The following is a 25,152-nucleotide window of genomic DNA, read 5'->3' as shown; positions in this document are numbered from 1 at the left end:
TGTTCCTTGTGTCGCATCCTGCAACTTAATCCTTTGGTCTTCTTCCTGAAGATGTTCCCGCCTCGTCCTTGTGCCTATAAATATACGTGATTAACGCAAGGCAACAACCGAGTAAAAACGATTAAATTACATAAATTTACAAGGCACAAAACAACTACAAAAATAAGTCGTTGATATTAATAACTATACCTCTTATTTAGGAGTGTAAGACCAAGTATGATATCGAGATAAACACTGTCATGTAACGACTATCTCCCGACACCTGAATAGTCGATGTCTTACACACGTAAACAAGCCGATACAGTAGATAATATTGTTAATTGGAATTAGACAGAACATACCCAAACTAAAGTTGTAATCGTTAAAATTTTACAGTAAATTATTTTGTTAAAAATAAACATATCATTAACATCTGTATGTATTAGTGTATTTATGCTAGTTTATTTTCTAATCTTTTGCATTTGGGATAAAGTGATGAAAACACGGATTACAGAATTATTAGGCATTGAGCACCCTATCGTCTTGCCTGGAATGAGTTGGATATCAAAGCCAGAGCTTGTGGCAGCGGTTTCCAATGCTGGCGGACTCGGCATTCTTGCGACAGGGCCATTGAGCCAAGAAGAAACCCGCGCTTCAATTAGAAAGATCCGTGAACTCACCGATAAACCTTTTGGTATTGGCGCAACGCTGCTCATGCCTGGTGCAAAAGAAAATGCCAAAGTAGGTATAGAAGAACAAGTACCTGTGATTAACTTTTCATTAGGTAAAGGTGAATGGATTGTCGAGCAGGTACACGCGTATGGCGGTAAAGTAATTGCAACAGTGGTCAATGAAAAGCACGCTAAGTCGGCTCAGTCGATTGGTGCGGATGCGTTGATGGTGACAGGCCATGAAGCCGCAGCACACGGTGGTGACGTTACGTCTCTGGTACTTGTGCCTGCGATTGCCAGTGCTGTTGATATTCCCGTGATCGCAACCGGTGGTTTTGCCGATGGTCGTGGTCTCGCTGCTGCCCTAGCACTTGGCGCTGAAGGCGTAGCAATGGGTTCTCGTTTTGCCACTAGCCAAGAAAGTGCATTACATAATGACGTTAAACACGTCATTACAGGAAAATCAGAAAACGATACTATCTATTCGAAAAACTTTGATGGTCTTTATGCCCGCGTACTAAAAACACCGGCTTCGATTAAAGCGACTAAAAAACCAATGAATTTTGCACTGGCATTATTTAAATCCGTGAAGGCCGCTAAAATGGTTGATTTACCGTTTTGGAAATTGGTTGCTGGGGTGTTTGTCCAGTTCGATAAGATCAAGCAATTATCATACTTCGGTGCAGCAACAGAGAAACTAGAAGCGGCAACGATTGCAGGTGACCTGACAACGGGTGTGCAATTTATTGGTCAATCTCAAGGTTTGATCAATGATGTACCGAGTGTTGCAGTGATTGTCGACCGCATTATGGCTGAAGCAGATGCGGTGATAAATAGACTAGCGAAACAGTAAGACAGAGAAAGACAAAACTTTATAATCATAGCGCCAAAGGGACATCCCTTGGCGCTATGATTTACCGAACCGTTACGCCGACCAGTCAGATAAAGCGTTCAAACTAAAGCTCTGCGCGCCGACACGCATAATAACTTCATTTTGTAATATTTCGAGAACTTCAATATCATCAGTTAACCAACTACCCTCACGTAGATCGCGATTGTTAATCCGTACACTGCGGTTTTGAATTTTAGAGGAATAAACATGCGAGCTATAACTGATGTCAGGTATTTGTTCACGTAAGTACTGTGGTAAGTCAGCAATGGGCACTGCGTTATAACTCTCTACCACGGCGGGCGCTGGAATACTGTCATTGCCACTGGTTTCACTTAACGCACGGTTAAATTTAGCCAGTAATCCTGCAGAGACCTGCTCACTGGCGAGTTCATCGTTCATGGTTAATAACTCAGTGCCGCTATCAACCTTCATGCCTGGTTTACTCGACGGGATCACCAAGGCAGTATTATTTTCGACATGCGTAGGCAATTCCTCTTGCTTCGGTATATCAACGACTGACAATACATGTTCAAATTTAATATCAGCTAACTTTAGAATAGTCAGGGGATCGGTTTGCTCAACACCGACCGAGATGTTGGTATTAGCGAGTAAAGTTGAACTCCCGAATACACTCACGACCAAGCTAACACCGACACTGAATGAACGTAATGCTTTACCTATTATAAAATTCATTTTGTCTCCGCAAGATGTGTCGCCACATTCAATTTAGGCACAGTACTGTCGGCATAATGCACTACAGCCATCATCGTTTGAGGACCCGCAATGCCATCAGCAGTTAAGCCGGATTGCTGTTGAAAGCGCATTACTTTTTGCATTAGTGGCAAGTCAAATTGCGTGCCTGATAAGGCTTCCTCACCAAGTGCAGCACTGACATTTCGATCTAACCAACGAATTAACTCACCTTTATCGTTTTTCTTTAAGCTATTTTTAAAACGGCTTGGCGCGGTCCAAAATAAGGTGAAATCACCACTCCAATTTTTTTCAAACCAAGCTTGGCTCACTAATAAATGACTATCACTTAATTGCAGTTCCACACCCAACGGCGTAATACTTAGCACTGTCGCGTAATAGTCTTCACCTAAATTATCCAATAAACGCACTACCACTGGTAGATTGTATTGCACTAACTGAGCATAGCTACCTTGGCGCTGTAAACAACGTAAGTTAGCGTATTGCGCATTACGGCAAGTTGCATCGTTCAAGGCAATGTCGTAACCCCACTCTTTATATAAAAATTGGGTTGCACTGCTGCTTTGTCGCGCTAATTTAATCTCGGAGAGTAAGGTTTTTTCAGACATCACCTCATTATTCGCCAGCGCTAACTGAGTCTCGGCGACCTTTTCATCCACTTGTTCAACAACACTGTCGCGATTAGTGATGGCAACGAACGGCGTAAACTCATCGGTGTGTGTTACCACGGTTTTATCGTCAGCAAAATCGAAGAGCCCTAACTGGAAACCTGTGATCACCAACCCTAGGCATAAAATCACGGCTAACCCGGCTAAATTAGGCGCGGTGTTATTCGACTTTACTGGCGTATCGATAGCGACTGCTTTTACTGCAGCTTGAACATGCTGAGGAGTAATTTTAGTGTCCCGCGCTTGGCAGGCATAATACATCGATTTATCACAAACAAGATTTACTAAACGCGGTACACCTGCAGTATGCCGATGAATACGTTTTAATATTCTACTACTAAACAAACCAGGATTACCGGATGCAATGCTTAACCGATAAGCGACATAACTCGCTAGTTCGATTTCAGTTAGCGGCAATAAATGATAACGCGCGGTAATACGCTGAGAGAGTTGACGTAACTCTGGTTGTTTTAATTTTTGTTGTAATTCAGGCTGGCCAATGAGGACGATATGTAATAGTTTTTTATGGTCAATATCAAGATTGGTTAACAAGCGTAATTGCTCTAAGGCGGCCGTTGATAATAACTGCGCCTCATCAATGATAACGACGCAGGCTTTGTCTTGCTGACAATTTGCCAATAGATAATGATGTAATAGATCAAACAGCACTTTTAAACTCAAGTTATGCTGATCATAATCCAATTTAAACTCATCACATAAGGTCGCAAGTAACTCTCGTTCACTGACGACAGGATTATGGATATACCCCACCACAGTGGTCTTGGTTAGTTCTTGTATTAAAGCTCGCGAAACCGTCGTTTTACCGGTACCAACTTCACCCGTCAGCATGACAAAACCACCAGCGCCTTGTAGACCATAAGTCAGGTGCGTCAGTGCTTCTTTATGCCTATCACTCAAAAAAAAGAATCGGGGATCCGGCGCGATAGAGAAAGGCACTTCTTTTAAATGAAAAAACTCAGTATACATCTATGATTATCATCCTATGATTGAGGCTTCACGTTAATAGCTAGACAACAGAATGTCAAAAATAGCCGATAAAAAACCAACTTTATCCATGAATAAGTCGCCTAAGCACCATTAACGACTAGCTCCTATGCCATTATGGTAACTAAAGTAGATAATAATAATTACAATCAACAGCAGAGTTCGAGTTTCCAAGCCGTTAAGGTATAATTAACCAATACCATGTAATTATCTTGAAGCCATTATTAAAGTAAAGTAACAGGGGTTGTTAAGTGCAAATATATTTAGTCGGCGGCGCGGTGCGTGACAAGCTATTATCTCTACCAGTAAAAGATAAAGATTTTGTTGTTGTCGGTGCGACGCCTGCAGAAATGCTCGCGCAAGGTTACCAACAAGTCGGTAAAGATTTCCCAGTATTCTTACACCCGAGCACTAAACAAGAATATGCACTGGCACGTACCGAACGTAAGAGTGGCTCCGGTTATACAGGTTTCACCTGTTATGCCGCGCCAGATGTCACCCTAGAACAAGACCTGGTGCGTCGAGACTTAACCATCAATGCCATGGTCGAAGATATTAATGGTAACGTTATAGATCCACTCAATGCCCGCGTTGATTTAGATAATCGACTACTGCGTCATATCTCAGATAGCTTCAGTGAAGATCCATTACGCGTATTACGTGTGGCGCGTTTTGCTGCGCGTTTTCATCAACAGGGCTTTACCATTGCCGGTGAAACTCTGACATTAATGCAGCAGATGACACAAGCAGGTGACCTTGCTGAGTTAACCCCAGAGCGCGTATGGCAAGAAGTAGAAAAGACCTTATCTGCTGCGAATCCTGAAGTGTTCTTTAACGTACTAAAAGAGATTGGTGCATTAGCGGTTATTCTGCCAGAACTCGATAACCTTTTTGACTTCGCCGTTATAAACAACGATGGCGACAAAGGTGACGACGAAAATGAAAACAATAATCTTGGTCTACAAGCACTAAGCCAGTTAAAAAACACGGCGTTATTATCGCCGAATTTAGCCATGCGCTTTGCGGCCGTAATGCAAAACCTCGGTGAGCAACAAGCAAACATTAAGGTGCTGGCTAAACGTTGTAAAGTGCCTAATGAACATCGCGACCTTGCGATACTCGTCAGTGCCCAACAAGTCAATGTTCACAATGCATTATCATTAACACCTGCAGCGATTATTAACCTATTCGATAATACCGATGCATGGCGTAAACCCGAACGTTTCGAGCAGATATTACTGACTTGCTCAAGTAGCAAAGCCAAGCAATTAGCTGATGACTATCGACCAACCCAATATTTAACCAAGATGCTCAGCGCTGCATGTGATATCACCGTACAGCCGATTATCGCAGCGGGCTTTCGTGGGCCAGAGATAAAACAACAATTAACCTTGCAGCGTATAAGCGCATTAACCGCATTACGTCCTGAATAAATGTCTCGATTCACTAAAATATTCGCTCTAGCTAATAGTTAATAGTTAATAGTTAATAGTTAATAGTTAAGATCAAAAAAGGCTGCTACCACAGGTAACAGCCTTATCTCAGAGCGAAAAACTAAATCGATTGAGTATAAATTAAATAGAACAGACCCGCGCCTAACAATAGACGGTAAATAACAAACGGGAACATGCCTAATTTTTCTAGTACTTGCAAGAATACGTGGATACAAGCAACCGCACTGAAGAAAGACACAATCACGCCAAGGCCCATCGCAAACCAATCAACCGGACGTACAGAGGTAATGATTTCACCCGCTTGTAGGACTTCAACCACATCGCCATGTAACACGAGTTTTAGCGTTAAATAACCACCCGCCATCGCAATGATCGGTATTGACATTAAGAACGAGAAACGTGCAGCTGCACTTCGGCTCAGACCAAGCATTAAGCCTGCTGTAATCGTCACGCCCGAACGCGATGTACCAGGGATTAGCGCGAGCATTTGCGCAAAGCCAATTATTAACGCGCCTTTCCAACCGGTTTTGTATTCATCTTTAATTTGTGTGGCATTGGCATCCGCCCACCATAATAACAAACCAAAGATAATAGTTGTTGTCGCGATAACAGTTGTACTGCGTAGGTATAATTCAATTAAGTCTTTACCAAAGAAGCCAAATAATGCCGCCGGAATTGTCGCTAATAAAATACACCATGCAAGCTGACTGTCTTTACTGTGCTGTTGTTTAAATAGAGAGCGCACCCAAGCAACCGCCATCGTGCCGACTTCTTCACGGAAATAAATAAGCACCGCGAGTAATGTACCGATATGCACAGCAACATCAAAAGCCAAACCTTGGTCTTCCCAGCCTAATAATTGTGACGGTAAGATAAGGTGGGCAGAACTTGATACCGGTAAAAATTCAGTTAATCCCTGAATCAACGCCAGTACGATCACTTCCAAAGTACTCATTCATGTTTCCTTTATTGTTATATGATTGTCATCGTTAAAAATAAATAATGCGAACAGCAGTAAGGTTAATACTAACGCTGGGTCAGACTAACCTTACTGCTGTTATTGCGATTGTATCGTTTAAACTAGCTCAGCTATTTGCGGCCATTGCCACTTTGCTAACGCTAAATCCTGGGTTGATTTATCAAAGTCACGCCATAATGTCGCCATCGTCATACCCGACTCAGGGTGACGTAAATCAGGCGCTAACTCCGCAAGCGGCCATAACACAAACGCGTGATAAACAATTTCAGGGCGAGGTAAAACTGGAGATTCAGATTGAATAACATTGTCGAATAACAATAAATCCAAATCTAACGTTCGAGGTGCATAACGACGATCGGTCGCTTTACGTCCATGTGTGATCTCAAGATCTTTTAAACACAGCATTAATGCGTTAATCGATAATGACGTGGTAAATTCCACGACTAAATTGTAATAGTTATCCCCCGTGCAATTAACCGCTGCACTTTCGAAAATAGGGGATACCCGGCAATGATCAAACAATTTATCCAGATCTTGCAGTGCATTCGCAACATGATATTCTTTATCAATATTACTGCCGATGCCGATATACACCAAAGCCATTACGCTAACTTTCCATCGCGTTGACCACGTTCAATATAAACACCAACTGTTGCTGCATTCGCAACGGCACCCGGCTTGCTCAATTTTAAACTTATCCAAGGAATACCAAAGGTAGTCATTAACAACGCAGCCACTTGCTCTGCCATTGTTTCAACTAATTCAAAAATGTTTCCTTGCGCGAAATCAGTAACCACTTTCGCGACTGCTGAATAATCCAATGCTTTAGTAATGTCATCGGTCAATGCTGAAGGGCGATTGTCATGTGCCATCTGCAAATCAAATACTAATCGCTGAATGATCTCTTTTTCCCAATCATATACACCGATCGTGGTAAAAACTTCCAATTTTTCAATAAATACAATGTCCATGAACTCGTCCGTAATAACTTGATAGAGGTCGGATACCCTAGCGAATAGAAAACGCGTATGATAGGTTTCTCAATGTTTTTTTATATCCAAGATAAACCACATAATTGTCAGGCTTATGACAGTACGCAATTTATTAATGGATATAATAATGCAATAATACAGCAAACCTAGAGAAGAATTAATCAGTAATGACCCTATTGAGCTTAATCTTTATCATTTTCGCCTATCTGCTAGGTTCTATTTCTTCAGCAATCTTAATTTGCCGCCTATTTCGCCTACCTGATCCACGGAAATATGGTTCGCAGAATCCGGGGGCAACCAACGTATTACGTTCAGGGAATAAGTTTGCGGCGGGTTTAGTATTATTTTTTGATATGCTCAAAGGCGCACTACCCGTTTGGTTAGCGTGGTATTTTAATATGACTCCCTTTTATCTCGGGCTTATTGCTATCTCCGCGTGTCTTGGGCATATTTATCCCATTTTCTTTCATTTTCAAGGTGGTAAAGGGGTCGCAACGGCATTTGGTGCGCTGTTAACTATCGGCTTTGATTTAGGTGCATCGATTGTCGCGAGCTGGTTGTTATCCTTAATGATCACAGGCTACTCCTCAATGGCTGCTATTTTCACCGCCCTCTTCGCGCCTATTTATACCTTGATATTCAAAGCCCAATATACCCTGCCCGTGGCGATGTTATCGTGTCTTATTATTTTACGTCACTACGACAATATAATGCGTCTATTCCGTGGCGAGGAAGAGAAAATCTGGAAGAAAAAGAAAAAGAAAAAGCAATAAATAACAACACTGTATCCATACGTGTAGAGCAAGACATTAAATTTTCGCATCGGAAATACCGCGATATTGCACTGACTATATAGCCTGATTGTACTGATGTAGTTAAATTCAAAGTAGAAAAATACTGTTGATGAATTTTTTATTAAAAAATCGACACAATTAATTAATTTTCAGTTAGAATGCCCCCCATCTGCGGTACGTTATATATCTAAAGGACTTTAGCAAGTTAATCGCTGCGTAAAGTTAGTAGGTATAAAAGGAACATAGTGCAGGATGTTTCCGTAAAAGGCCAAACCGACCTTTTCCGAAAACATCCTTCTATAAAAATGTACTTTGAGGTAATCGTAAAATGGACAACGTTCGACCTATTCGCCGTGCTTTAATCAGTGTGTCAGATAAAACTGGTATTGTAGAATTTTCTCGAGGCCTAGTAGCACAAGGTGTCGAATTATTATCTACTGGCGGGACAGCTAAGTTATTAGCTGAAAATGACATCCCAGTAATAGAAGTTTCTGACTATACAGGTCATCCAGAAATGATGGATGGTCGTGTTAAAACACTGCATCCTAAAGTACATGGTGGCATTCTTGGCCGTCGTGACATTGATGTTGATGTAATGTCAGAACACGGTATCAACCCAATTGATATTGTAGTTGTTAACCTTTACCCATTTGCCAACACTGTTGCCAATCCAGATTGCAGCCTTGCTGACGCCGTTGAAAATATCGACATCGGTGGTCCAACAATGGTTCGCTCTGCAGCTAAAAACCACAAAGACGTGACAATCGTCGTTAATGCTAGCGATTATGACCGCGTATTAAGTGAAATGTCTGCAAACAATACTTCAGTAACTCACAAAACCCGTTTCGACCTTGCTATTGCAGCATTTGAGCACACAGCTGCTTATGATGGCATGATCGCAAACTACTTCGGTACTATGGTTCCTAGCTACGGTGATAACACTGATGGCGATGAAGAATCTAAGTTCCCACGTACATTTAACTCTCAGTTTATCAAAAAACAAGACATGCGTTACGGTGAAAATAGCCACCAAAAAGCAGCATTCTATGTTGAGAAAAACACCACTGAAGCATCTGTTGCCACTGCGAAACAGTTACAAGGTAAAGCATTATCTTATAACAACATCGCTGACACAGATTCTGCATTAGAGTGTGTTAAAGAATTTGATAAACCAGCTTGTGTTATCGTTAAGCACGCAAACCCATGTGGTGTTGCGATTGGCGACGATATCTTAAGTGCTTACGACAGTGCATTTAAAACTGACCCGACGTCAGCATTTGGTGGCATCATTGCTTTCAACCGTGAACTTGACGCAGTAACTGCACAAGCAATCGTTGACCGTCAATTCACTGAAGTAATTATTGCGCCATCAGTAAGTGCAGAAGCAAGTGCGATTGTTGCAACCAAGAAAAACGTACGTTTACTGGAATGTGGTGAATGGACTAGCAAAAACGGCGAATTCGACATTAAACGTGTTAACGGTGGTGTATTAGTACAAGACCGTGACCGTGGCATGATCAGCCTAGATGATTTAACAGTGGTATCTGAACGTCAACCTTCAGAGCAAGAACTGACTGACCTACTATTCTGCTGGAAAGTAGCTAAGTTTGTTAAATCAAACGCAATTGTTTACGCAAAAGACGGCGTAACAGTGGGTGTTGGTGCTGGCCAAATGAGCCGTGTTTATAGTGCTAAGATTGCCGGAATCAAAGCTTCTGACGAAGGTCTAGTTGTTAAAGGTTCTGTGATGGCATCAGATGCATTCTTCCCATTCCGTGACGGCATTGATGCTGCAGCGGCTGCGGGTATTAAATGTGTTATCCAACCTGGTGGTTCAATCCGTGATAATGAAATTATCGATGCGGCTAACGAACACGGTATGACGATGATCTTCACCGGCATGCGTCACTTCCGTCACTAAGCCTTTAGGCAAGTGCACATAAGTTAAAATACAGTAAGAGTCGTGACACTCATCGCTCTTACTGTACTGCTCTCACTCAATTATAAATCTTGTTAAGTATCGTAGAGTACCGCCAAGATTAGCGCATAAAGTAAAAGGAATAACAGCATTATGAACGTATTAATTATTGGTGGCGGTGGTCGTGAACACGCCCTAGGTTGGAAAGCGGCTCAGTCTAAACAAGTTGAAACAGTATTTATCGCACCTGGTAATATTGGTTCTTCACTCGAAAACAAATGTAAGAATGTACCTATCCAAGTTGAAGATATTCCCGCTTTGGTTACATTTGCTAAAGAAAACAGCATTGAATTAACAATTGTTGGTCCTGAAGTTCCACTCGTACTTGGTGTTGTTGATGCATTCCAAGCTGAAGGTTTAGCTATCTTTGGTCCAACACAAGGCGCTGCGCAACTAGAAGGCTCAAAAGCATTCTCGAAAGATTTCTTTGCCCGTCACAACATCCCAACTGCGGCATACCAAAACTTCACTGAAGTCGCTCCAGCAAAAGCGTATGTAAGTAAAATGGGTTGCCCTATCGTGATTAAAGCAGACGGTCTAGCGGCAGGTAAAGGCGTGATCATCGCTGATACTGAAGCACAAGCATTTGACGCGATTGACGACATGCTTGAAGGCAATAAGTTTGGTGATGCTGGCGCACGTGTTGTTGTTGAAGAATTCCTGACAGGTGAAGAAGCAAGTTTCATTGTGATGGTTGATGGCGAAAATATTTTGGCGCTAGCAACAAGCCAAGATCATAAAGCACGTGATAATGGCGATAAAGGGCCAAACACAGGTGGTATGGGTGCTTACTCACCAGCACCGGTGGTAACACAAGCTGTACATGATTTTGCAATGAACGAAGTAATTCGTCCGACTGTTGATGGCATGAAAGCGGAAGGTAATACCTACACAGGTTTCCTTTATGCTGGCCTTATGGTTGCACCAGATGGCACAGCAAAAGTATTAGAATATAACTGTCGTTTTGGTGATCCAGAAACACAGCCTATCATGATGCGTTTAAAATCAGACTTAGTCGAACTGTGTCTTGCTGCTGTTGCCGGTAAACTTGATACTGTGACTGCAGATTATGACGAACGTGCGGCAGTGGGTGTGGTTATTGCGGCTGGCGGTTACCCTGCTGATTACGCAAAAGGTGACATCATTACCGGTCTACCAAAAGCTGATTCGACTGAAAGCAAAGTTTTCCACGCGGGTACTGCACTGCAAGGTGGTAATATTGTCACTAGCGGCGGTCGTGTACTTTGTGCTACGGCACTGGGTAACACTGTCACTGAAGCGCAAGAAAATGCGTATAAATTGGCGGCACAAATCAAGTGGCAAGGTGCTTTCTACCGAACTGATATTGGTTACCGTGCAATTGCTCGTGAAAACCAAAAATAAAATAGCATAAATAGTAAGATACTGTTTTTATGTTATAAAAAAATGAGCAACCACTGGTTGCTCATTTTTTATTTGTGCAATAGTAACTTAGCACTGCAATACCCTAGCACCGTTTACCATAACGGTTAACCAGACTATTTGTTTGTTTTAGGTGGGAATTTGGCTAAGATACTTTTCACTATCTGACCAACTAATTTATCCATATCTGCAGCATCTGTCGATTGCGGTAGACGTTTACTGCCAATGCCTCGCCAAATGAGTTCTAAGCTTGTTGGGTCTATCACATCAACAACAAGACTACCTTGCTGATATTCCTCAATACGCGTTTCTGAGTGTGCACTCAACGACATACCACGGTGTCCATAACCAGCGCCCCAACCCCAACTTGGTCCGTAACCAGAATAATTGTCATAAGTACGGATATCCGTCTTATTTTCCGAGGTAACACTGTAATTCACATAAAAATCAGGCGCACTCGAAAATGCAAACCCTTGAGCGATAAGTTGTTGGTTCACAGCTTTGGTAATACGCACATCCATGATCCGGTTATTCAAATAGGCGCTTTCTTTTTCAACTTTTGCCGATTCAGGTAACCAACCAAAACCCTTAAGTGCACTAAAATCGGCACTTTGATCGTAATCGGTACTGACGCTTACTGTTGAGCAAGCCGTTAAGACTAAGCTGAACAATGCCACCAAATAACCTTTTTTATTAACTAAATATTTTGCTTTCATAAATGCTCCAATCCATTCACTATTTGTTTAAAGTGCGCTTTATTGAAAGAAGATAGAATAAAAAAGGCGACTCAATCGCCGCCTCTTATATTATGATTTTGTACATCCTACATTCTACATTCTACATTCTATTCAAATATTATAGTTTATTTAGAATTTCATCTGCTAACAACAAATCATCATTCTGGTTCACGCCAATACCAGCAGTCACAATCGCTTGGGCAATTTGTTTTGCTTCATCTAACGAATGCATCTGGTAAGTACCACATTGATATTCATTTAATTCTGGAATAGCGTTCTGATCTTTAACCGTCAACACGTCTTTCATTGCTGCTAACCAAGCATCTGCAACTTGTTGCTCAGTCGGGGCTCCAATCAGGCTCATATAAAAACCAGTACGACAACCCATTGGCGACAGGTCAATAATCTCTACCGTTGCTGAATTAAGATGATCACGCATAAAACCAGCATAAAGATGCTCTAAGGTATGAATCCCTTTCTCACTTAAAATTTCTTTATTCGGTACACAAAAACGCAGGTCAAAGACAGTAATGGTATCTTTGCTTGGTGTCGCCATAGTCTTGGCAATACGTACTGCAGGTGCATTCATGATGGTATGGTCGACCGTAAAACTATCCAGTAATGGCATTATTAACACTCCGTTGAAATAATTTAAAAAACAAATAATAATTTTATGAACCATTGCTTAATGCTGTAGTCAGATTAAGTGCAAGAGTTGTTTTTTTCATTTTTTGGAGCCCTATTAAGGCTCCTTTTTTTTACCTATTTTTCAACTTTTACAATTATTTATGAACCATAACTACATCCTGTAGTCTGATTAAGTGCAAGAGTTGTTTTTTCATTTTTTGGAGCCTTATTAAGGCTCTTTTTTTTGTCTATTTTTTAGTATTAGAAAAATAGTCAGCTAAAAACGCATCAAAATCGACGGTATCATCGGCTTCAATTTGTTGTTGCTGTGCAACGGAGTCACGCTGCATCTGGTTAAAGTAAACTTCATCCCAATGCTCATAATCTGTCGCAATCAATTCCTTTTTATATTTATTCGCTAAATTTAAAATGAAATCATTATGCTCTAAACCTTGCTCTTTCATTGCAGCAAGTACCTGACCTGACAATAATGCCTCAGGGGTATTAATTAATACTTGTTGAGCACTAACAGCGTCTGAGAAGTTACTCGCGGCTGTATTCGTTGCTAACTGGGCACCATCTAATAACTGTGCAACCTGCTGAACTTCAGCAAGAATATGACTAGCAACATCAGTTAGTGCTTGAGGCTTATCATCTAACATTAATGTTAAACCAGGCTTACGTCCTTCCATCACTACTTTCGTACTGTTGTCACGGCATACTGCCATTTCATCAGCCGTCATCGGTGCAGAGGGTTGCAGAGCCATCCAAACTAATAAGCTATCTAATACTGACATTTGCGCAGTCGTGATACCCGTTGCAGTGAATGGATTGACATCCAAAGAGCGGATTTCAATATATTCAATACCACGAGCAGCAAGTGCTTCAGACGGTTTTTCACTTGATTTAGCAACACGTTTAGGTCGAATCGGTGCATACAATTCATTTTCTATTTGTAGCACATTGTCATTGAGCTGACGGTATTCGCCATTAACCTTAATACCAATATCCGAAAATTCTGGCGCTTTAGTTTTAATTGCTTTTTTCAAACTATTTGTATATTGGTCTAACGTATTATGGCAAATAACTAAATCGTCTTGCGCATTATTGGTATAACCCATATCACTCATCCGCAATGACGTGGCATGCGGCATGTATATCGTATGCTCACCTAATGATGAAAACGATTTTTGCTTTTCAGCAGGTAAAAACGAACGGTTTAACGCCGGTGATGCACCAAATAGATAAGGTACTAACCAACCAAAGCGATAAAAATTACGGATCAGGCCCATATAACTATGAGAAATAAAATCTTGTAATTCGCCTGTTTCACCTTTGATATCGTACAATTTTTGCCACAATTCCATCGGTAATGATACGTTATAGTGCAAGCCAGAAATAATCTGCATGCTACTACCATAACGGTGTTTTAAACCAATACGATAGGTATGCTTCATTTTACCGGTATTCGATGTACCGTATTTAGCCAGCGGTATATCGTTTTCATCATTGACCTGACAAGGCATGCTTGAAGGCCAGAATAACTCGCCGTCCATGTTTTTTGCTACATGGCGATGAATATCACTCAGCTGCTGTTGCGCTGTTGCCGCACTATCGCTAACAGGGGTAATGAATTCTAATAAGCTTTCAGAATAGTCTGTGGTTATGTGCTGATGACTTAACGCCGAGCCAAACGCTGCAGGATGGTCGTTTTGAGATAAATCCCCTGCTGTATTTACACGTAAACACTCACGTTCAATACCACGAGTAATGCCGTTTAGGGACTGTATATTGCTTGGCTCTGATAATTTCGAAATCAGAGATTCAAATGTAACGTTCAAATTAAATCCACCAATGAACTATATAAAAGTAGCACCTTAAAGATAGCACTCTCTGTGAGCCTATCTTTAAGGGTAACTGAAGGTCTATTATTTATCTAACAGGTCGAATATTTTAATATCGAAACCAAAATCTTTCACCTGCTTTTCAATCAACCGACGATCTCCAACCACAATAACAGAAAATTGATCGCTCGATAAGTAAGTCTTTGCCAATGCTTGAATTTCAGACTTATTCATCGTTTGGATAATTTTAGCTTGTTGGTCGACAAAATCAGGCGATAAATCTAATAACAGTAACTGCATTAAGAAATTAGACTTTTGCCCCGGGGTTTCATAAGACAGTGCTTCTTGCTGTGAAACCGCACTTTTCATGTACTCTAACTCAGCATCTGTAATACCACCATCAACATAACCTTTTAATTCTGTTAATGTTTCTTTAATGGCATCACCAGTTACTTCAGCACGAACATCCGCTGACGCAGAGAAATAGCCATATTCACGATCCGCATAAAATCCTGTTGTTGCCCCATAGGTGTATCCCTTGTCTTCGCGCAAATTCTGATTTAAGCGGCTATTAAAGTTACCACCTAAATTAAAGTTCATCAGATTAGCTTTAAAGAAATTACCGGTGACATCATAAGGAATTGCTGGTGATACAACTTTAACCACAGATTGTACAGCATCCGGCTTATCAACAATATATAAGGTATTTGGCTGCCATAACGGTGCATCGACTAACGTAGGGTAAGTCACTGCCGGTAAACGCGCGCCTTGTTGTAAGAAATCCAGCGATTTCGTTATCGCAGCTTCACTGACATCACCCACAACGACAATTTTTGCTTCGGCTACATTGTAATATTGCTGATAATAATCAAGTATATCGTCTGCCGTTAAGCTCGCTTGGTTTTCTAACGAACCAGAAGAAGGATTACCAGTGACGCGCTCTTCACCATATAAAATACGTTGTGTCGCTAATTGACCTAACCAACCTACACGTTGTTGATTTTGTAATGATGCTTGTCTCGTTTGTGCTTTGATGCGTACAAAATCAGCTTCAACAAATCCCGGTTTAAATAATTTCTCTTCTAAAATAGCCAGTGTTGCTGGTAAGTTTTTAGACAAGCTATTAACACTGATAACCGTACCATACAGACCCGCTGAGAAATTAATGCTACTGCCTAACGATTGTAATTGATCATTCAGTTCTGCCGATGAATGCAGTGCTGTAGATTGATTCATCATCGCGGCTGTTAACTTCGCAACCCCTTGATTATCTAAACTTTCAACTCGTCGACCACCTTTCAAATTAATCTGTAAGCTGACCGTTGGCGTTTCATCATAAACGGTACCCAACACTTGGATATCATTCGCTAAAGTTTGACGCCACAATTCGGGTAATGTTTGCTGTGGATTACTACCCGCATTTGGCATGACTGAACGATCAAAGCTGTCTTGCGTTGTACGTACTGCCAATGTTTTAGCTGGCGGAGTATCAAGTTTATCAATATTACGCGGTTCAGGGCTAAATGTCGGCTCGTGGGCGATGTATTGTAATTGTCCGTTTGGTACGACACTCATGATCACTTTCGGTTTGTTTTCGAGGTATTTTTTATAACCTGCGATCCCTTCTTCAGCTTGAATATCATTAAACACTGACAAGCCTTTGGTTATATAATTAGGATCATTCATTAAGGTTTCGCCTAATGCTAACTCTTTAGCTTTACCGGCTACACTCTGCATACCAAATATCGTTGAGCTTTCAATGATTGAACGTAAGCGTGTTACTTCAGAATCCGCAATACCTTGCTCAGCTAACTTTTTAATCGATGTATTGATCTTATCCAGTAATGGCGCTAGTTCCATGCCTTTTGCAGGGTTAGGTTGCGTATAAATATCAAAGGTACAACTGAGTTCACTACAACTATGATAAGCCGCTACACTAGTGGCATAACCCGTTTCGACAAGGTCTTTATATAACACCGAATTTTTACCACCACCTAAGGCATAAGCAAACAAATCTAATGGTGCTTCGTCTTTATGGCCCATGTATACCGTTGGATAACTCATATAGAGCATTGGTTGAGGCACGTTATCTTCTAACGTAATGTAGCGGTCTTTATCTAGGCTTACAGGTACAGGCTCAACGTCTTTTACTTCAGGACCTTCAGGGATAGTAGCAAAATACTTATTCACCCAAGCTAAGGTATCGGCTTTATCAAATTTACCGGCAATGGTTAATGTCGCGTTATTTGGCCCATACCAGCGCAAGAAAAACTGCTTTAAATCATTAACATCAACACGATCTAAATCTTCAACGTAACCAATCGGTTGCCAAGCATAAGGATGGTCCCGTGGATATAACGCTTCACCAACACGCTCACCGAGTAAGCCATAAGGGCGATTATCAACACGCTGGGAACGCTCATTCTTAACCGTAGCACGTTGGATCTCAAACTTACGCTGATCGACCGCATCGAGTAAGAAGCCCATACGATCAGATTCTAGCCAGAGCATTTTTTCTAGTTGGTTGGCTGGTACTGTTTGATAGTAATTAGTACGGTCTTGATTAGTGCTACCATTCATTGACCCGCCAGCTTCATTCACTATTTTAAAATGCTGCTGATCGCCGACATTTTTACTGCCTTGAAACATCATATGCTCAAAGAAGTGAGCGAAACCTGATTTACCCAATTCTTCACGTGCAGAACCAACATGGTAGGTCATGTCGACATAAGTCAAAGGGTCTGAATCATCTTCATGTAAGATCACAGTCAAACCATTGCTTAGCTTATATTTTTCATAAGGTATTAATAAGCTGTCTGGCATTTTCACCTGCTGATCAACAAGCGTCATGCCTGCAGGTAGTGTTTCTACATCACTTTCTTTATCCAGCAATGAGCAACCGCTCAGGAGCATTATCGACGAGCCCAAAACGACTATCGAAGATCTCAGTGCAACAGCACTATAAAAAGCATTAAAACGCATCAAAAATTCCTTGTTCATGCTCTTAAACATGAAAGTTAAATATGAAACTCAAATATAAAAGTAATTAACTCACTGAACTCATAAACCAGATCAAAATTGCATAACGAATTGCTTTACCAAATATAATGGCGATAAAAGAAAGCACTGGGTTTAAGCGTAACCAACCGGCTAATAAACAAAATACATCACCAAAAATAGGCAACCAACTCAATAACAAGCTACTCCACCCCCAACGCTGGATCACATCATGTACGCGGCGATAATGTTTATGCTCTGAAAAATCAATGGGTTTCTTCGCATAGATGAAATACCCCATGTAGAAAGTAAGGATAGACCCTAATACATTCCCACTAGTGGCCATAATGAAAAGTTGCCAATGTGACCAACTACCTTCAATCAGCATCGCGGTTAATAATATTTCCGAACTACCAGGTAAAATGGTCGCAGACGTAAAACTACTTAAAAATAATAACCAAAGACCCATTTAATCCTCTAATTTCATTTACTCACAGCATGTCTAGCAAGAGAATTAAGTCACACTATATATTGAAGTTAGACGTATAATCAAAGTTAGGCATGCTAATATCATTGCTTAATGTACTTATCGACACACTGATCATATTTAACAGCGCTGCAAATATTTGTGTTTCATTAAAAGTGGTAGGACAGTTTAGCCACTATATAATTCAATAAACAGTGATTAATCGCTCTATTGGGGAGTTTATGTTTAAATTTTTTCTATTACCTTTAGTACTTAGCATCTTGTGGTTTGCGTTCTTGCAATACAACAACTGGACCATACAACAAGGTAAAAAAGGCTTTATCTACATTATTTGTGGCACCAGCGCGATCATCGCTTTTTTAAGCTTAATGATGTATCTGACCCGTTAGTAACAAGGCGAGATAAAACCGAGTTCAAAATGTAAATCTCGCGATAAGATCACCAGTACCAGTAAAACAAGAAAATACTAAAAGCAGATAAGAAAGATAAGAAAGATAAGAAAGATAAGAAGAATATCGGAGGACTAAATTTCAGGCATAAAAAAACCGCTATTAAGCGGTTTCTTTATTAATAATGGCGGAGAGGGAGAGATTCGAACTCTCGATGGGATTTAAAGCCCATACTCCCTTAGCAGGGGAGCGCCTTCGGCCACTCGGCCACCTCTCCACACAAACCCTATTATTACGAATAACCTCGACAATGTAAAGACTTACATCGGAAAATTCGTAATAATATAATAAATGGTGCGGACGGAAGGATTCGAACCTTCGACCGCCTGGTTCGTAGCCAAGTACTCTATCCAGCTGAGCTACGTCCGCACAAAAAATTATATTTAAAATAGATGGTGCGGACGGAAGGATTCGAACCTTCGACCGCCTGGTTCGTAGCCAAGTACTCTATCCAGCTGAGCTACGTCCGCACATATTCTATTTTAAGAACTCGTTTTACTTTACCGTTTAATGAATTAAACCATAAAAATCAAATTGTGGTTTGAACAAATGGTGCGGACGGAAGGATTCGAACCTTCGACCGCCTGGTTCGTAGCCAAGTACTCTATCCAGCTGAGCTACGTCCGCACATATTTTGTTCTATTAGTTTATAGTTCTACAACTTCTAGTTTATCGTTCTACAACGTCTAGTTTGAAATCTCTAGTTGATTTGAATAAATGGTGCGGACGGAAGGATTCGAACCTTCGACCGCCTGGTTCGTAGCCAAGTACTCTATCCAGCTGAGCTACGTCCGCACATAATTTATTCTGTTTTTATCGAGTAAACATTACGGTTTACTTAATAAGTATTCGTTGTTAAAACCAATGGTGCGGACGGAAGGATTCGAACCTTCGACCGCCTGGTTCGTAGCCAAGTACTCTATCCAGCTGAGCTACGTCCGCACATATTTGGTTTAACCTATAATTTTTTATAACTAGATTAAGCGTTTTCAACTTCTACTAATTACTTAGAATTAATTCTAATCGAAATAATGGTGCGGACGGAAGGATTCGAACCTTCGACCGCCTGGTTCGTAGCCAAGTACTCTATCCAGCTGAGCTACGTCCGCACAACAATTATTTCTTACAACGTCCAAAACGCCGACCCAAACACTATAACACATTTTACAACATGTGATAGGAACAGGACAACAATGGCGGAGAGGGAGGGATTCGAACCCTCGATGGGATTTAAAGCCCATACTCCCTTAGCAGGGGAGCGCCTTCGGCCACTCGGCCACCTCTCCGTGTTGTTGGCGCTCATAATACGGATACTGGAAAATAAGTCAAATATTAATTATCCGCGATTTAATAACTGTTTAAGTTTCAAACAACAAACCTACTATTACAGCATAAACGGGATGAATGTCTCAAATACAGTCAAAAAACAGATAAAAAAAAGGGCTTAGCCGTCGCTAAACCCAATCTGCAATAATGTTCATTATTCTAATTTAGAAGTTGCCTTCAGGGCTTTCGCCTTTTTCTGCTTGAATTCGCATGTAGATCTCTTCACGATGAACAGATACTTCTTTAGGCGCATTAACACCGATACGAACTTGATTTCCTTTAACACCTAGAACAGTAACAGTAACTTCGTCACCAATCATAAGTGTTTCGCCAACTCGGCGCGTCAATATTAGCATTAATATATTCCTCAACTAATTTATTAAATTTTTTGTAGCCGATTATTATTCTATTAAAAGCTTCAATATAAAACAAGAAAAGAATAAATAAGACTTAATTTGTTGTTTATTCACTCAGTTTAAGCGACATCTAAGTTGAATGCAGCGTGCAATGCACGAACACCAAGCTCTAAATATTTTTCGTCAACGATTACTGAGATCTTAATTTCCGAAGTCGAAATCAACTGCATGTTGATTCCTTCGCTTCCTAACACTTCAAACATTGTTTTGGCGACACCTGGATGATTCCACATACCAACACCTACAATAGAAATTTTAGCAATACGATCGTTACCCTGCACATTTTTTCCTGATAATTCTTCGCAAGTCTTTACCAATAATGCTTTTGCAGCTTGGTAATCATCACGATGAACAGTAAAAGTGAAGTCAACGAGTCCGTCTTTCCCGTGTGCGTTTTGGACGATGACGTCAACATCAATACCTGCATCACCAATTGGCGTTAAGATATTGGCTGCGACTAAAGGTTCATCAGGAATACCCGATATTGTTAAACTTGCTTCATCGCGGTTAAACGCAATGCCAGATATGATTGCTGATTCCATTTTTTTTACGTCCTCGTAAGTAATCAAGGTCCCTTCACCGTCTTCAAATGAAGATAGTACACGTAAAGGCACATTGTATTTCCCTGCAAACTCGACTGAGCGAATTTGTAAAACTTTGGCACCTAAGCTCGCCATTTCAAGCATCTCTTCAAAAGTGATGCAATCTAATTTCCGTGCGCGCGGTTCAACCCGAGGGTCGGTGGTATAGACGCCATTAACGTCAGTATAAATCTGACATTCATCAGCTTTCAGTACAGCAGCAATTGCCACTGCGGTTGTGTCCGAGCCGCCACGACCTAAAGTAGTGATGTTATTATCCTCATCACGACCTTGGAAACCAGCAACCACGACCACTTTACCTGCATCTAGATGACGTTGTAAGTTGTCCGTTTCAACAGATTTGATACGCGCCTTACCGTGGCTACTATCAGTCTTCATTTGAACTTGATCACCCGTCATTGAAATTGCATCGACACCTGCTTTTAGCAAGGCGATGGTCAACAATGCGATAGTCACTTGTTCACCCGTTGAAACTAATACATCCATTTCTCTGCGATCTGCGTGCTCATCGAGCTCTTTCGCCATACCTAGTAAACGATTAGTTTCACCAGACATTGCCGACACGACCACAACTATTTGATTTCCCTGTTCACGAGATTTTTTCACCCGCTGGGCAACAGCTTCAATTCGTTCGATAGAACCAACTGAAGTACCCCCATATTTTTGTACATACAACGCCACAACTAACTTCCTTTAATAACCTTTAAATTATCACCGCCTGTGCTCACAACGACGAGCAGGACTCCCTACTCGTTGCCATTACACTGTTTATTTGAACTTAGCTAACAACCATGAATAACTAACGACTCGCTAATCATTGTTAACTAACTATTACTAATTAATCGTACTCATTAATCGTACTGAATTATAGCTTTTCAGTTAACCAAGGCGTCACAGACTCAAGAGCCGCTGCAAGCGCTTCAGGGTTTGAACCACCCGCTTGTGCCATATCTGGACGACCACCGCCTTTACCGCCAACCTGAACAGCAAGGAAGCTTACTAGCTCACCCGCTTTCACTTTACCGATTAAATCTTTAGTCACACCAGTAATTAAGTTAACTTTGCCTTCACCTGGAATACCCAGAACAATAATACCGCTTTGCAGTTTGTTCTTCAGTTCATCCATCGAGCTACGTAGTGACTTAGGATCTGCACCTTTTAGGTTAGCAACAAGTACTTTAACACCATTAATCACTTGTACCTGGTCGATCAAGTTAGCATTTGCTGCACTCGCTACTTGTACGTTTAACTTTTCAACTTCTTTTTCTAGGCTACGGTTACGCTCTAATACTTGGCCAACTTTCGCTGCCAATGTATTTTGATCCGCTTTCACTAAACCTGCTGTTTCTTGCATTTTAGCGACAAGATCATGCACATATGCTAATGCAGAATCACCGGTTACCGCTTCTACACGACGTACGCCTGCAGCAATACCGCTCTCAGACAAGATCTTGAAGAAACCAATGTCACCGGTACGTTTAACATGTGTACCACCACACAGTTCGATTGAGAAGTCACCCATACGTACTACGCGCACTTCGTCATCGTACTTCTCACCGAATAATGCCATTGCACCAGCTTCGCGCGCAGCATCAATGTCCATCACTTCAGTGACAACTTCGTGGTTTGCACGAATTTGCGCATTAACCAGACGTTCAACTTCAAGCAGTTGCGCTGGAGTTACACCTTCAAAGTGTGAGAAATCGAAACGTAAACGTTCAGGTAATACTAATGAACCCTTCTGTTGTACATTTTCACCAACAACTTTACGTAATGCGGCGTGTGCTAAATGAGTAACGGAGTGGTTAAGACCAATCGCTTTGCGGCGGCTAACATCAACATCGGCGATAACTTGGTTATTTACTTCGATAACACCAGATACAGACCCGAAGTGAACAACTGCGTTGCCCGCTTTCTTGGTATCAGTAACAGTAAATACCGCATCACCAATTTTGATCACACCTTGGTCACCAGATTGGCCACCCGCTTCTGCGTAGAATGGTGTTTTGTTTAAAACAACCGCGCCTTGTTGGCCATCATTTAAGATTTCAACTTCAGCGTTGTCTCTGATTAAAGCAACAATTTGCGCATCAGATGTCAGCGTTTGATAACCGAGGAACTCAGTATTCGCATCAACTTTTAGCATATCATTGTAATCAGTACCAAAGTTTGAACCTTGACGAGCACGATTACGTTGCGCTTCCATTGCTACTTTAAAGCCATCTTCATCAATCGTTAACTCACGTTCACGGGCGATATCAGCGGTTAAATCTGATGGGAAACCGTAAGTGTCATACAGTTTAAATACCACATCACCAGGAACAACAGTCCCTGCTAGTTGTGACAATTCGTTGTCTAGAATGTTCAGACCACGTTCAAGTGTTTTACCAAACTGCTCTTCTTCGATCAGTAATATTTTTTCAACAATTGCTTGTTGTTTTACTAAATCTTCAGAGATATCGCCCATAAGTTCAACCATCTTAGCAACAAGTTTGTTGAAGAATGGGCCTTTAGCGCCAAGCTTATTACCGTGACGTACAGCACGACGGATAATACGACGTAGTACATAACCACGTCCTTCATTTGATGGCATTACACCGTCAGAGATCAGGAAGCTACATGCGCGAATGTGATCGGCAATAACACGTAGTGATTTGTTTTCTAAATCTGTCGTACCGATAAGTTCTGCAACATGCTTGATTAAGCTTTGGAAGATATCGATTTCGTAGTTTGAGTGTACGTTTTGCATAATCGCAGAGATACGCTCAAGACCCATCCCCGTATCAACAGAAGGTTTTGGCAACGCTTCCATCGTGCCGTCTGCTTGACGGTTAAACTGCATGAATACTAAGTTCCAGATCTCGATGAAACGGTCACCGTCTTCTTCTGCAGAACCCGGAACACCACCCCAAATATCTTCGCCGTGATCATAGAATATTTCAGAACATGGACCACATGGACCGGTATCACCCATTGACCAGAAGTTATCTGATTCAAATTTTTTCTCAGGTGATTTATCGCCGATGCGAATAATTTTGTCTTCTGGCACGCCGATTTTATTGGCCCAGAATGAAAATGCTTCGTTATCACTTTCATAAACAGTAACAAGCAGCTTTTCTTTTGGTATTTTCAGAACGTCAGTTAGGAATTCCCATGCAAATAAGATCGCATCTTCTTTAAAGTAATCACCAAAGCTGAAGTTACCTAACATTTCAAAGAATGTATGGTGACGCGCAGTGTAACCTACGTTATCTAAATCATTGTGTTTGCCACCAGCACGTACACAGCGTTGCGACGTTGTCGCACGCGTATATGAACGTTGTTCTGCACCGAGGAATACGTCTTTAAATTGGTTCATGCCCGCATTTGTAAATAACAAAGTTGGATCATTAGCAGGAACAAGTGAACTACTTGTGCCTTTGTTGTGCCCTTTTTCGGCAAAATAATCAAGAAACGCGTTGCGGATCTCAGCTGTAGACATTGTCATGTAATCGTCCTGGGTGCTTGAATTATGAGCGATTGTTTAGATTAAATAATATAAACGGATCTGTTAATGAAGTGATTATACCCAAACTGCGTCAAAATGCTAATTCAGCACAGTCCTTGAAGCACTATTTATGTACGGTTACAACGCGATAATACAAGGCGAACAGTTAAAAAAAAGACACCGAGCATAAATGCTCGGTGTCTTGTAGAAACAGTGACTATATCAGCGATTAAGCTCGCTGATAGTGATCAGATTGCTTCTTCGTTTTCTTCACCAGTACGGATACGGACTACGCGCTCTACAGCAGTCACGAAAATTTTACCATCACCGATCTTACCTGTGTGCGCCGTTTCAACGATTGACTCAATACACGCGTCAACATCGTCGTCTTGCACGATCAAATCTAGTTTAACTTTAGGTAAGAAATCAACCATGTATTCAGCACCACGATAAAGTTCTGTGTGACCTTTCTGACGGCCAAAACCTTTTACTTCAGATACTGTCATACCGGTAATACCGATTTCAGCAAGAGCTTCACGTACATCATCGAGTTTAAACGGTTTGATAATCGCTTCAATTTTTTTCATGTTTAGTCCCTGTTAGCCCTTAAATATAACTATTTACATACCTAAATATAGTTCTAGCATACCGAAGCA

General features: G+C 41.2%; 20 protein-coding genes and 8 tRNA genes. 6 read left to right on the top strand and 22 right to left on the bottom strand.

Features of this window, described 5'->3' with window-relative positions; translation table 11 throughout:
• Window positions 1-474: 474 nt before the first annotated feature.
• Window positions 475-1,503 carry an NAD(P)H-dependent flavin oxidoreductase gene (locus A923_RS0112125; RefSeq protein ID WP_017221940.1) on the top strand — a complete coding sequence of 343 codons (1,029 nt, stop codon included), beginning with the start codon at window positions 475-477 and terminating at the stop codon, window positions 1,501-1,503.
• Window positions 1,504-1,575: 72 nt separating this feature from the next.
• On the opposite strand, the gene A923_RS0112120 is transcribed toward A923_RS0112125, so the two are convergent.
• Both A923_RS0112120 and A923_RS0112115 read right to left on the bottom strand, forming a co-directional pair.
• Window positions 1,576-2,235: a general secretion pathway protein GspB gene (locus A923_RS0112120; RefSeq protein WP_017221939.1), complete on the bottom strand. Its 660-nt coding sequence runs from the start codon at window positions 2,233-2,235 to the stop codon at window positions 1,576-1,578.
• Window positions 2,232-3,908, bottom strand: a complete 1,677-nt coding sequence (locus tag A923_RS0112115) for an ExeA family protein (protein WP_017221938.1) — start codon at window positions 3,906-3,908, stop codon at window positions 2,232-2,234. Before A923_RS0112115 ends, A923_RS0112120 begins: the two co-directional genes overlap by 4 nt.
• A 269-nt stretch (window positions 3,909-4,177) precedes the next feature.
• On the opposite strand from A923_RS0112115, the gene A923_RS0112110 reads away from it, so the two are divergent.
• Complete coding sequence (locus tag A923_RS0112110; protein ID WP_017221937.1) at window positions 4,178-5,359, top strand: multifunctional CCA addition/repair protein; 1,182 nt, start codon at window positions 4,178-4,180, stop codon at window positions 5,357-5,359.
• A gap of 121 nt (window positions 5,360-5,480) precedes the next feature.
• Here A923_RS0112110 and A923_RS0112105 read toward each other — a convergent pair whose 3' ends face one another.
• The 3 genes from A923_RS0112105 to folB form a co-directional block, all read right to left on the bottom strand.
• On the bottom strand, window positions 5,481-6,335 hold the full coding sequence (locus A923_RS0112105; protein ID WP_017221936.1) for an undecaprenyl-diphosphate phosphatase: 855 nt from the start codon (window positions 6,333-6,335) through the stop codon (window positions 5,481-5,483).
• 120 nt (window positions 6,336-6,455) lie between these two features.
• Window positions 6,456-6,962: a 2-amino-4-hydroxy-6-hydroxymethyldihydropteridine diphosphokinase gene (gene folK, locus A923_RS0112100; protein ID WP_017221935.1), complete on the bottom strand. Its 507-nt coding sequence runs from the start codon at window positions 6,960-6,962 to the stop codon at window positions 6,456-6,458.
• Window positions 6,962-7,330: a dihydroneopterin aldolase gene (folB, locus tag A923_RS0112095; RefSeq protein ID WP_017221934.1), complete on the bottom strand. Its 369-nt coding sequence runs from the start codon at window positions 7,328-7,330 to the stop codon at window positions 6,962-6,964. Before folB ends, folK begins: the two co-directional genes overlap by 1 nt.
• 188 nt (window positions 7,331-7,518) lie before the next feature.
• On the opposite strand from folB, the gene plsY reads away from it, so the two are divergent.
• The 3 genes from plsY to purD all read left to right on the top strand — a co-directional run bounded on the left by plsY (window position 7,519) and on the right by purD (window position 11,506).
• On the top strand, window positions 7,519-8,124 hold the full coding sequence (plsY, locus tag A923_RS0112090; protein ID WP_017221933.1) for a glycerol-3-phosphate 1-O-acyltransferase PlsY: 606 nt from the start codon (window positions 7,519-7,521) through the stop codon (window positions 8,122-8,124).
• A 349-nt stretch (window positions 8,125-8,473) separates the two neighbouring features.
• Entirely contained in the window at window positions 8,474-10,066 is a 1,593-nt protein-coding gene (purH, locus tag A923_RS0112085) for a bifunctional phosphoribosylaminoimidazolecarboxamide formyltransferase/IMP cyclohydrolase (protein WP_017221932.1), read from the top strand.
• Between the two features lie 150 nt (window positions 10,067-10,216).
• Window positions 10,217-11,506, top strand: coding sequence for a phosphoribosylamine--glycine ligase (purD, locus tag A923_RS0112080; protein WP_017221931.1), 1,290 nt, complete (start codon window positions 10,217-10,219; stop codon window positions 11,504-11,506).
• Window positions 11,507-11,640: 134 nt separating this feature from the next.
• On the opposite strand, the gene A923_RS0112075 is transcribed toward purD, so the two are convergent.
• The 5 genes from A923_RS0112075 to A923_RS0112055 form a co-directional block, all read right to left on the bottom strand.
• Window positions 11,641-12,240, bottom strand: a complete 600-nt coding sequence (locus A923_RS0112075) for a DUF4136 domain-containing protein (protein WP_017221930.1) — start codon at window positions 12,238-12,240, stop codon at window positions 11,641-11,643.
• Between the two features lie 139 nt (window positions 12,241-12,379).
• On the bottom strand, window positions 12,380-12,889 hold the full coding sequence (gene luxS, locus A923_RS0112070; protein ID WP_017221929.1) for an S-ribosylhomocysteine lyase: 510 nt from the start codon (window positions 12,887-12,889) through the stop codon (window positions 12,380-12,382).
• Between the two features lie 247 nt (window positions 12,890-13,136).
• On the bottom strand, window positions 13,137-14,729 hold the full coding sequence (gshA, locus tag A923_RS0112065) for a glutamate--cysteine ligase (RefSeq protein ID WP_017221928.1): 1,593 nt from the start codon (window positions 14,727-14,729) through the stop codon (window positions 13,137-13,139).
• Between the two features lie 87 nt (window positions 14,730-14,816).
• Complete coding sequence (locus A923_RS0112060; protein WP_017221927.1) at window positions 14,817-17,714, bottom strand: M16 family metallopeptidase; 2,898 nt, start codon at window positions 17,712-17,714, stop codon at window positions 14,817-14,819.
• Window positions 17,715-17,778: 64 nt separating this feature from the next.
• The gene (locus A923_RS0112055; protein ID WP_017221926.1) at window positions 17,779-18,198 is read right to left on the bottom strand and encodes a YqaA family protein; all 420 of its coding nucleotides are present in this window, start codon (window positions 18,196-18,198) and stop codon (window positions 17,779-17,781) included.
• Window positions 18,199-18,437: 239 nt separating this feature from the next.
• Between A923_RS0112055 and A923_RS23095 the strand changes: the two genes are divergently transcribed.
• Entirely contained in the window at window positions 18,438-18,605 is a 168-nt protein-coding gene (locus A923_RS23095; protein ID WP_017221925.1) for a hypothetical protein, read from the top strand.
• Between the two features lie 185 nt (window positions 18,606-18,790).
• On the opposite strand, the gene A923_RS0112045 is transcribed toward A923_RS23095, so the two are convergent.
• From A923_RS0112045 to glnB, 12 genes are all read right to left on the bottom strand, one after another.
• A tRNA-Ser gene (locus A923_RS0112045) sits at window positions 18,791-18,882 on the bottom strand.
• Window positions 18,883-18,957: 75 nt separating this feature from the next.
• A tRNA-Arg gene (locus A923_RS0112040) sits at window positions 18,958-19,034 on the bottom strand.
• 24 nt (window positions 19,035-19,058) lie between these two features.
• A tRNA-Arg gene (locus tag A923_RS0112035) sits at window positions 19,059-19,135 on the bottom strand.
• 80 nt (window positions 19,136-19,215) lie between these two features.
• Window positions 19,216-19,292, bottom strand: a tRNA-Arg gene (locus A923_RS0112030).
• Between the two features lie 91 nt (window positions 19,293-19,383).
• Window positions 19,384-19,460 (bottom strand) — tRNA-Arg (locus tag A923_RS0112025).
• 70 nt (window positions 19,461-19,530) lie between these two features.
• Window positions 19,531-19,607: transfer RNA gene (locus A923_RS0112020), tRNA-Arg, on the bottom strand.
• A gap of 90 nt (window positions 19,608-19,697) precedes the next feature.
• Window positions 19,698-19,774, bottom strand: a tRNA-Arg gene (locus tag A923_RS0112015).
• Between the two features lie 85 nt (window positions 19,775-19,859).
• A tRNA-Ser gene (locus A923_RS0112010) sits at window positions 19,860-19,951 on the bottom strand.
• Between the two features lie 204 nt (window positions 19,952-20,155).
• The gene (gene csrA / locus A923_RS0112005; RefSeq protein WP_006033372.1) at window positions 20,156-20,347 is read right to left on the bottom strand and encodes a carbon storage regulator CsrA; all 192 of its coding nucleotides are present in this window, start codon (window positions 20,345-20,347) and stop codon (window positions 20,156-20,158) included.
• A 119-nt stretch (window positions 20,348-20,466) separates the two neighbouring features.
• The gene (locus tag A923_RS0112000; protein ID WP_017221924.1) at window positions 20,467-21,690 is read right to left on the bottom strand and encodes an aspartate kinase; all 1,224 of its coding nucleotides are present in this window, start codon (window positions 21,688-21,690) and stop codon (window positions 20,467-20,469) included.
• A gap of 184 nt (window positions 21,691-21,874) precedes the next feature.
• Complete coding sequence (alaS, locus tag A923_RS0111995; RefSeq protein ID WP_017221923.1) at window positions 21,875-24,496, bottom strand: alanine--tRNA ligase; 2,622 nt, start codon at window positions 24,494-24,496, stop codon at window positions 21,875-21,877.
• A 248-nt stretch (window positions 24,497-24,744) separates the two neighbouring features.
• Complete coding sequence (glnB, locus tag A923_RS0111990) at window positions 24,745-25,083, bottom strand: nitrogen regulatory protein P-II (RefSeq protein ID WP_017221922.1); 339 nt, start codon at window positions 25,081-25,083, stop codon at window positions 24,745-24,747.
• Between the last annotated feature and the right edge of the window lie 69 nt (window positions 25,084-25,152).

Origin of the sequence: Moritella dasanensis ArB 0140, assembly GCF_000276805.1 — a bacterium.
Classification (GTDB): Bacteria; Pseudomonadota; Gammaproteobacteria; order Enterobacterales; family Moritellaceae; genus Moritella; species Moritella dasanensis.
The sequence above is the reverse complement of the archived record's forward strand: the minus strand, read 5'-3'. Positions and strand labels throughout refer to the sequence as shown.

Coding starts and splice junctions, on each gene's coding strand:
- A923_RS0112125 (WP_017221940.1), top strand. CDS start 475: ATGAAAACACGGATTACAGAATTATTAGGCATTGAGCACCCTATCGTC.
- A923_RS0112120 (WP_017221939.1), bottom strand. CDS start 2,235: ATGAATTTTATAATAGGTAAAGCATTACGTTCATTCAGTGTCGGTGTT.
- A923_RS0112115 (WP_017221938.1), bottom strand. CDS start 3,908: ATGTATACTGAGTTTTTTCATTTAAAAGAAGTGCCTTTCTCTATCGCG.
- A923_RS0112105 (WP_017221936.1), bottom strand. CDS start 6,335: ATGAGTACTTTGGAAGTGATCGTACTGGCGTTGATTCAGGGATTAACT.
- folK (WP_017221935.1), bottom strand. CDS start 6,962: ATGGCTTTGGTGTATATCGGCATCGGCAGTAATATTGATAAAGAATAT.
- folB (WP_017221934.1), bottom strand. CDS start 7,330: ATGGACATTGTATTTATTGAAAAATTGGAAGTTTTTACCACGATCGGT.
- plsY (WP_017221933.1), top strand. CDS start 7,519: ATGACCCTATTGAGCTTAATCTTTATCATTTTCGCCTATCTGCTAGGT.
- purH (WP_017221932.1), top strand. CDS start 8,474: ATGGACAACGTTCGACCTATTCGCCGTGCTTTAATCAGTGTGTCAGAT.
- purD (WP_017221931.1), top strand. CDS start 10,217: ATGAACGTATTAATTATTGGTGGCGGTGGTCGTGAACACGCCCTAGGT.
- A923_RS0112075 (WP_017221930.1), bottom strand. CDS start 12,240: ATGAAAGCAAAATATTTAGTTAATAAAAAAGGTTATTTGGTGGCATTG.
- luxS (WP_017221929.1), bottom strand. CDS start 12,889: ATGCCATTACTGGATAGTTTTACGGTCGACCATACCATCATGAATGCA.
- A923_RS0112060 (WP_017221927.1), bottom strand. CDS start 17,714: ATGCGTTTTAATGCTTTTTATAGTGCTGTTGCACTGAGATCTTCGATA.
- A923_RS0112055 (WP_017221926.1), bottom strand. CDS start 18,198: ATGGGTCTTTGGTTATTATTTTTAAGTAGTTTTACGTCTGCGACCATT.
- A923_RS23095 (WP_017221925.1), top strand. CDS start 18,438: ATGTTTAAATTTTTTCTATTACCTTTAGTACTTAGCATCTTGTGGTTT.
- csrA (WP_006033372.1), bottom strand. CDS start 20,347: ATGCTAATATTGACGCGCCGAGTTGGCGAAACACTTATGATTGGTGAC.
- alaS (WP_017221923.1), bottom strand. CDS start 24,496: ATGACAATGTCTACAGCTGAGATCCGCAACGCGTTTCTTGATTATTTT.
- glnB (WP_017221922.1), bottom strand. CDS start 25,083: ATGAAAAAAATTGAAGCGATTATCAAACCGTTTAAACTCGATGATGTA.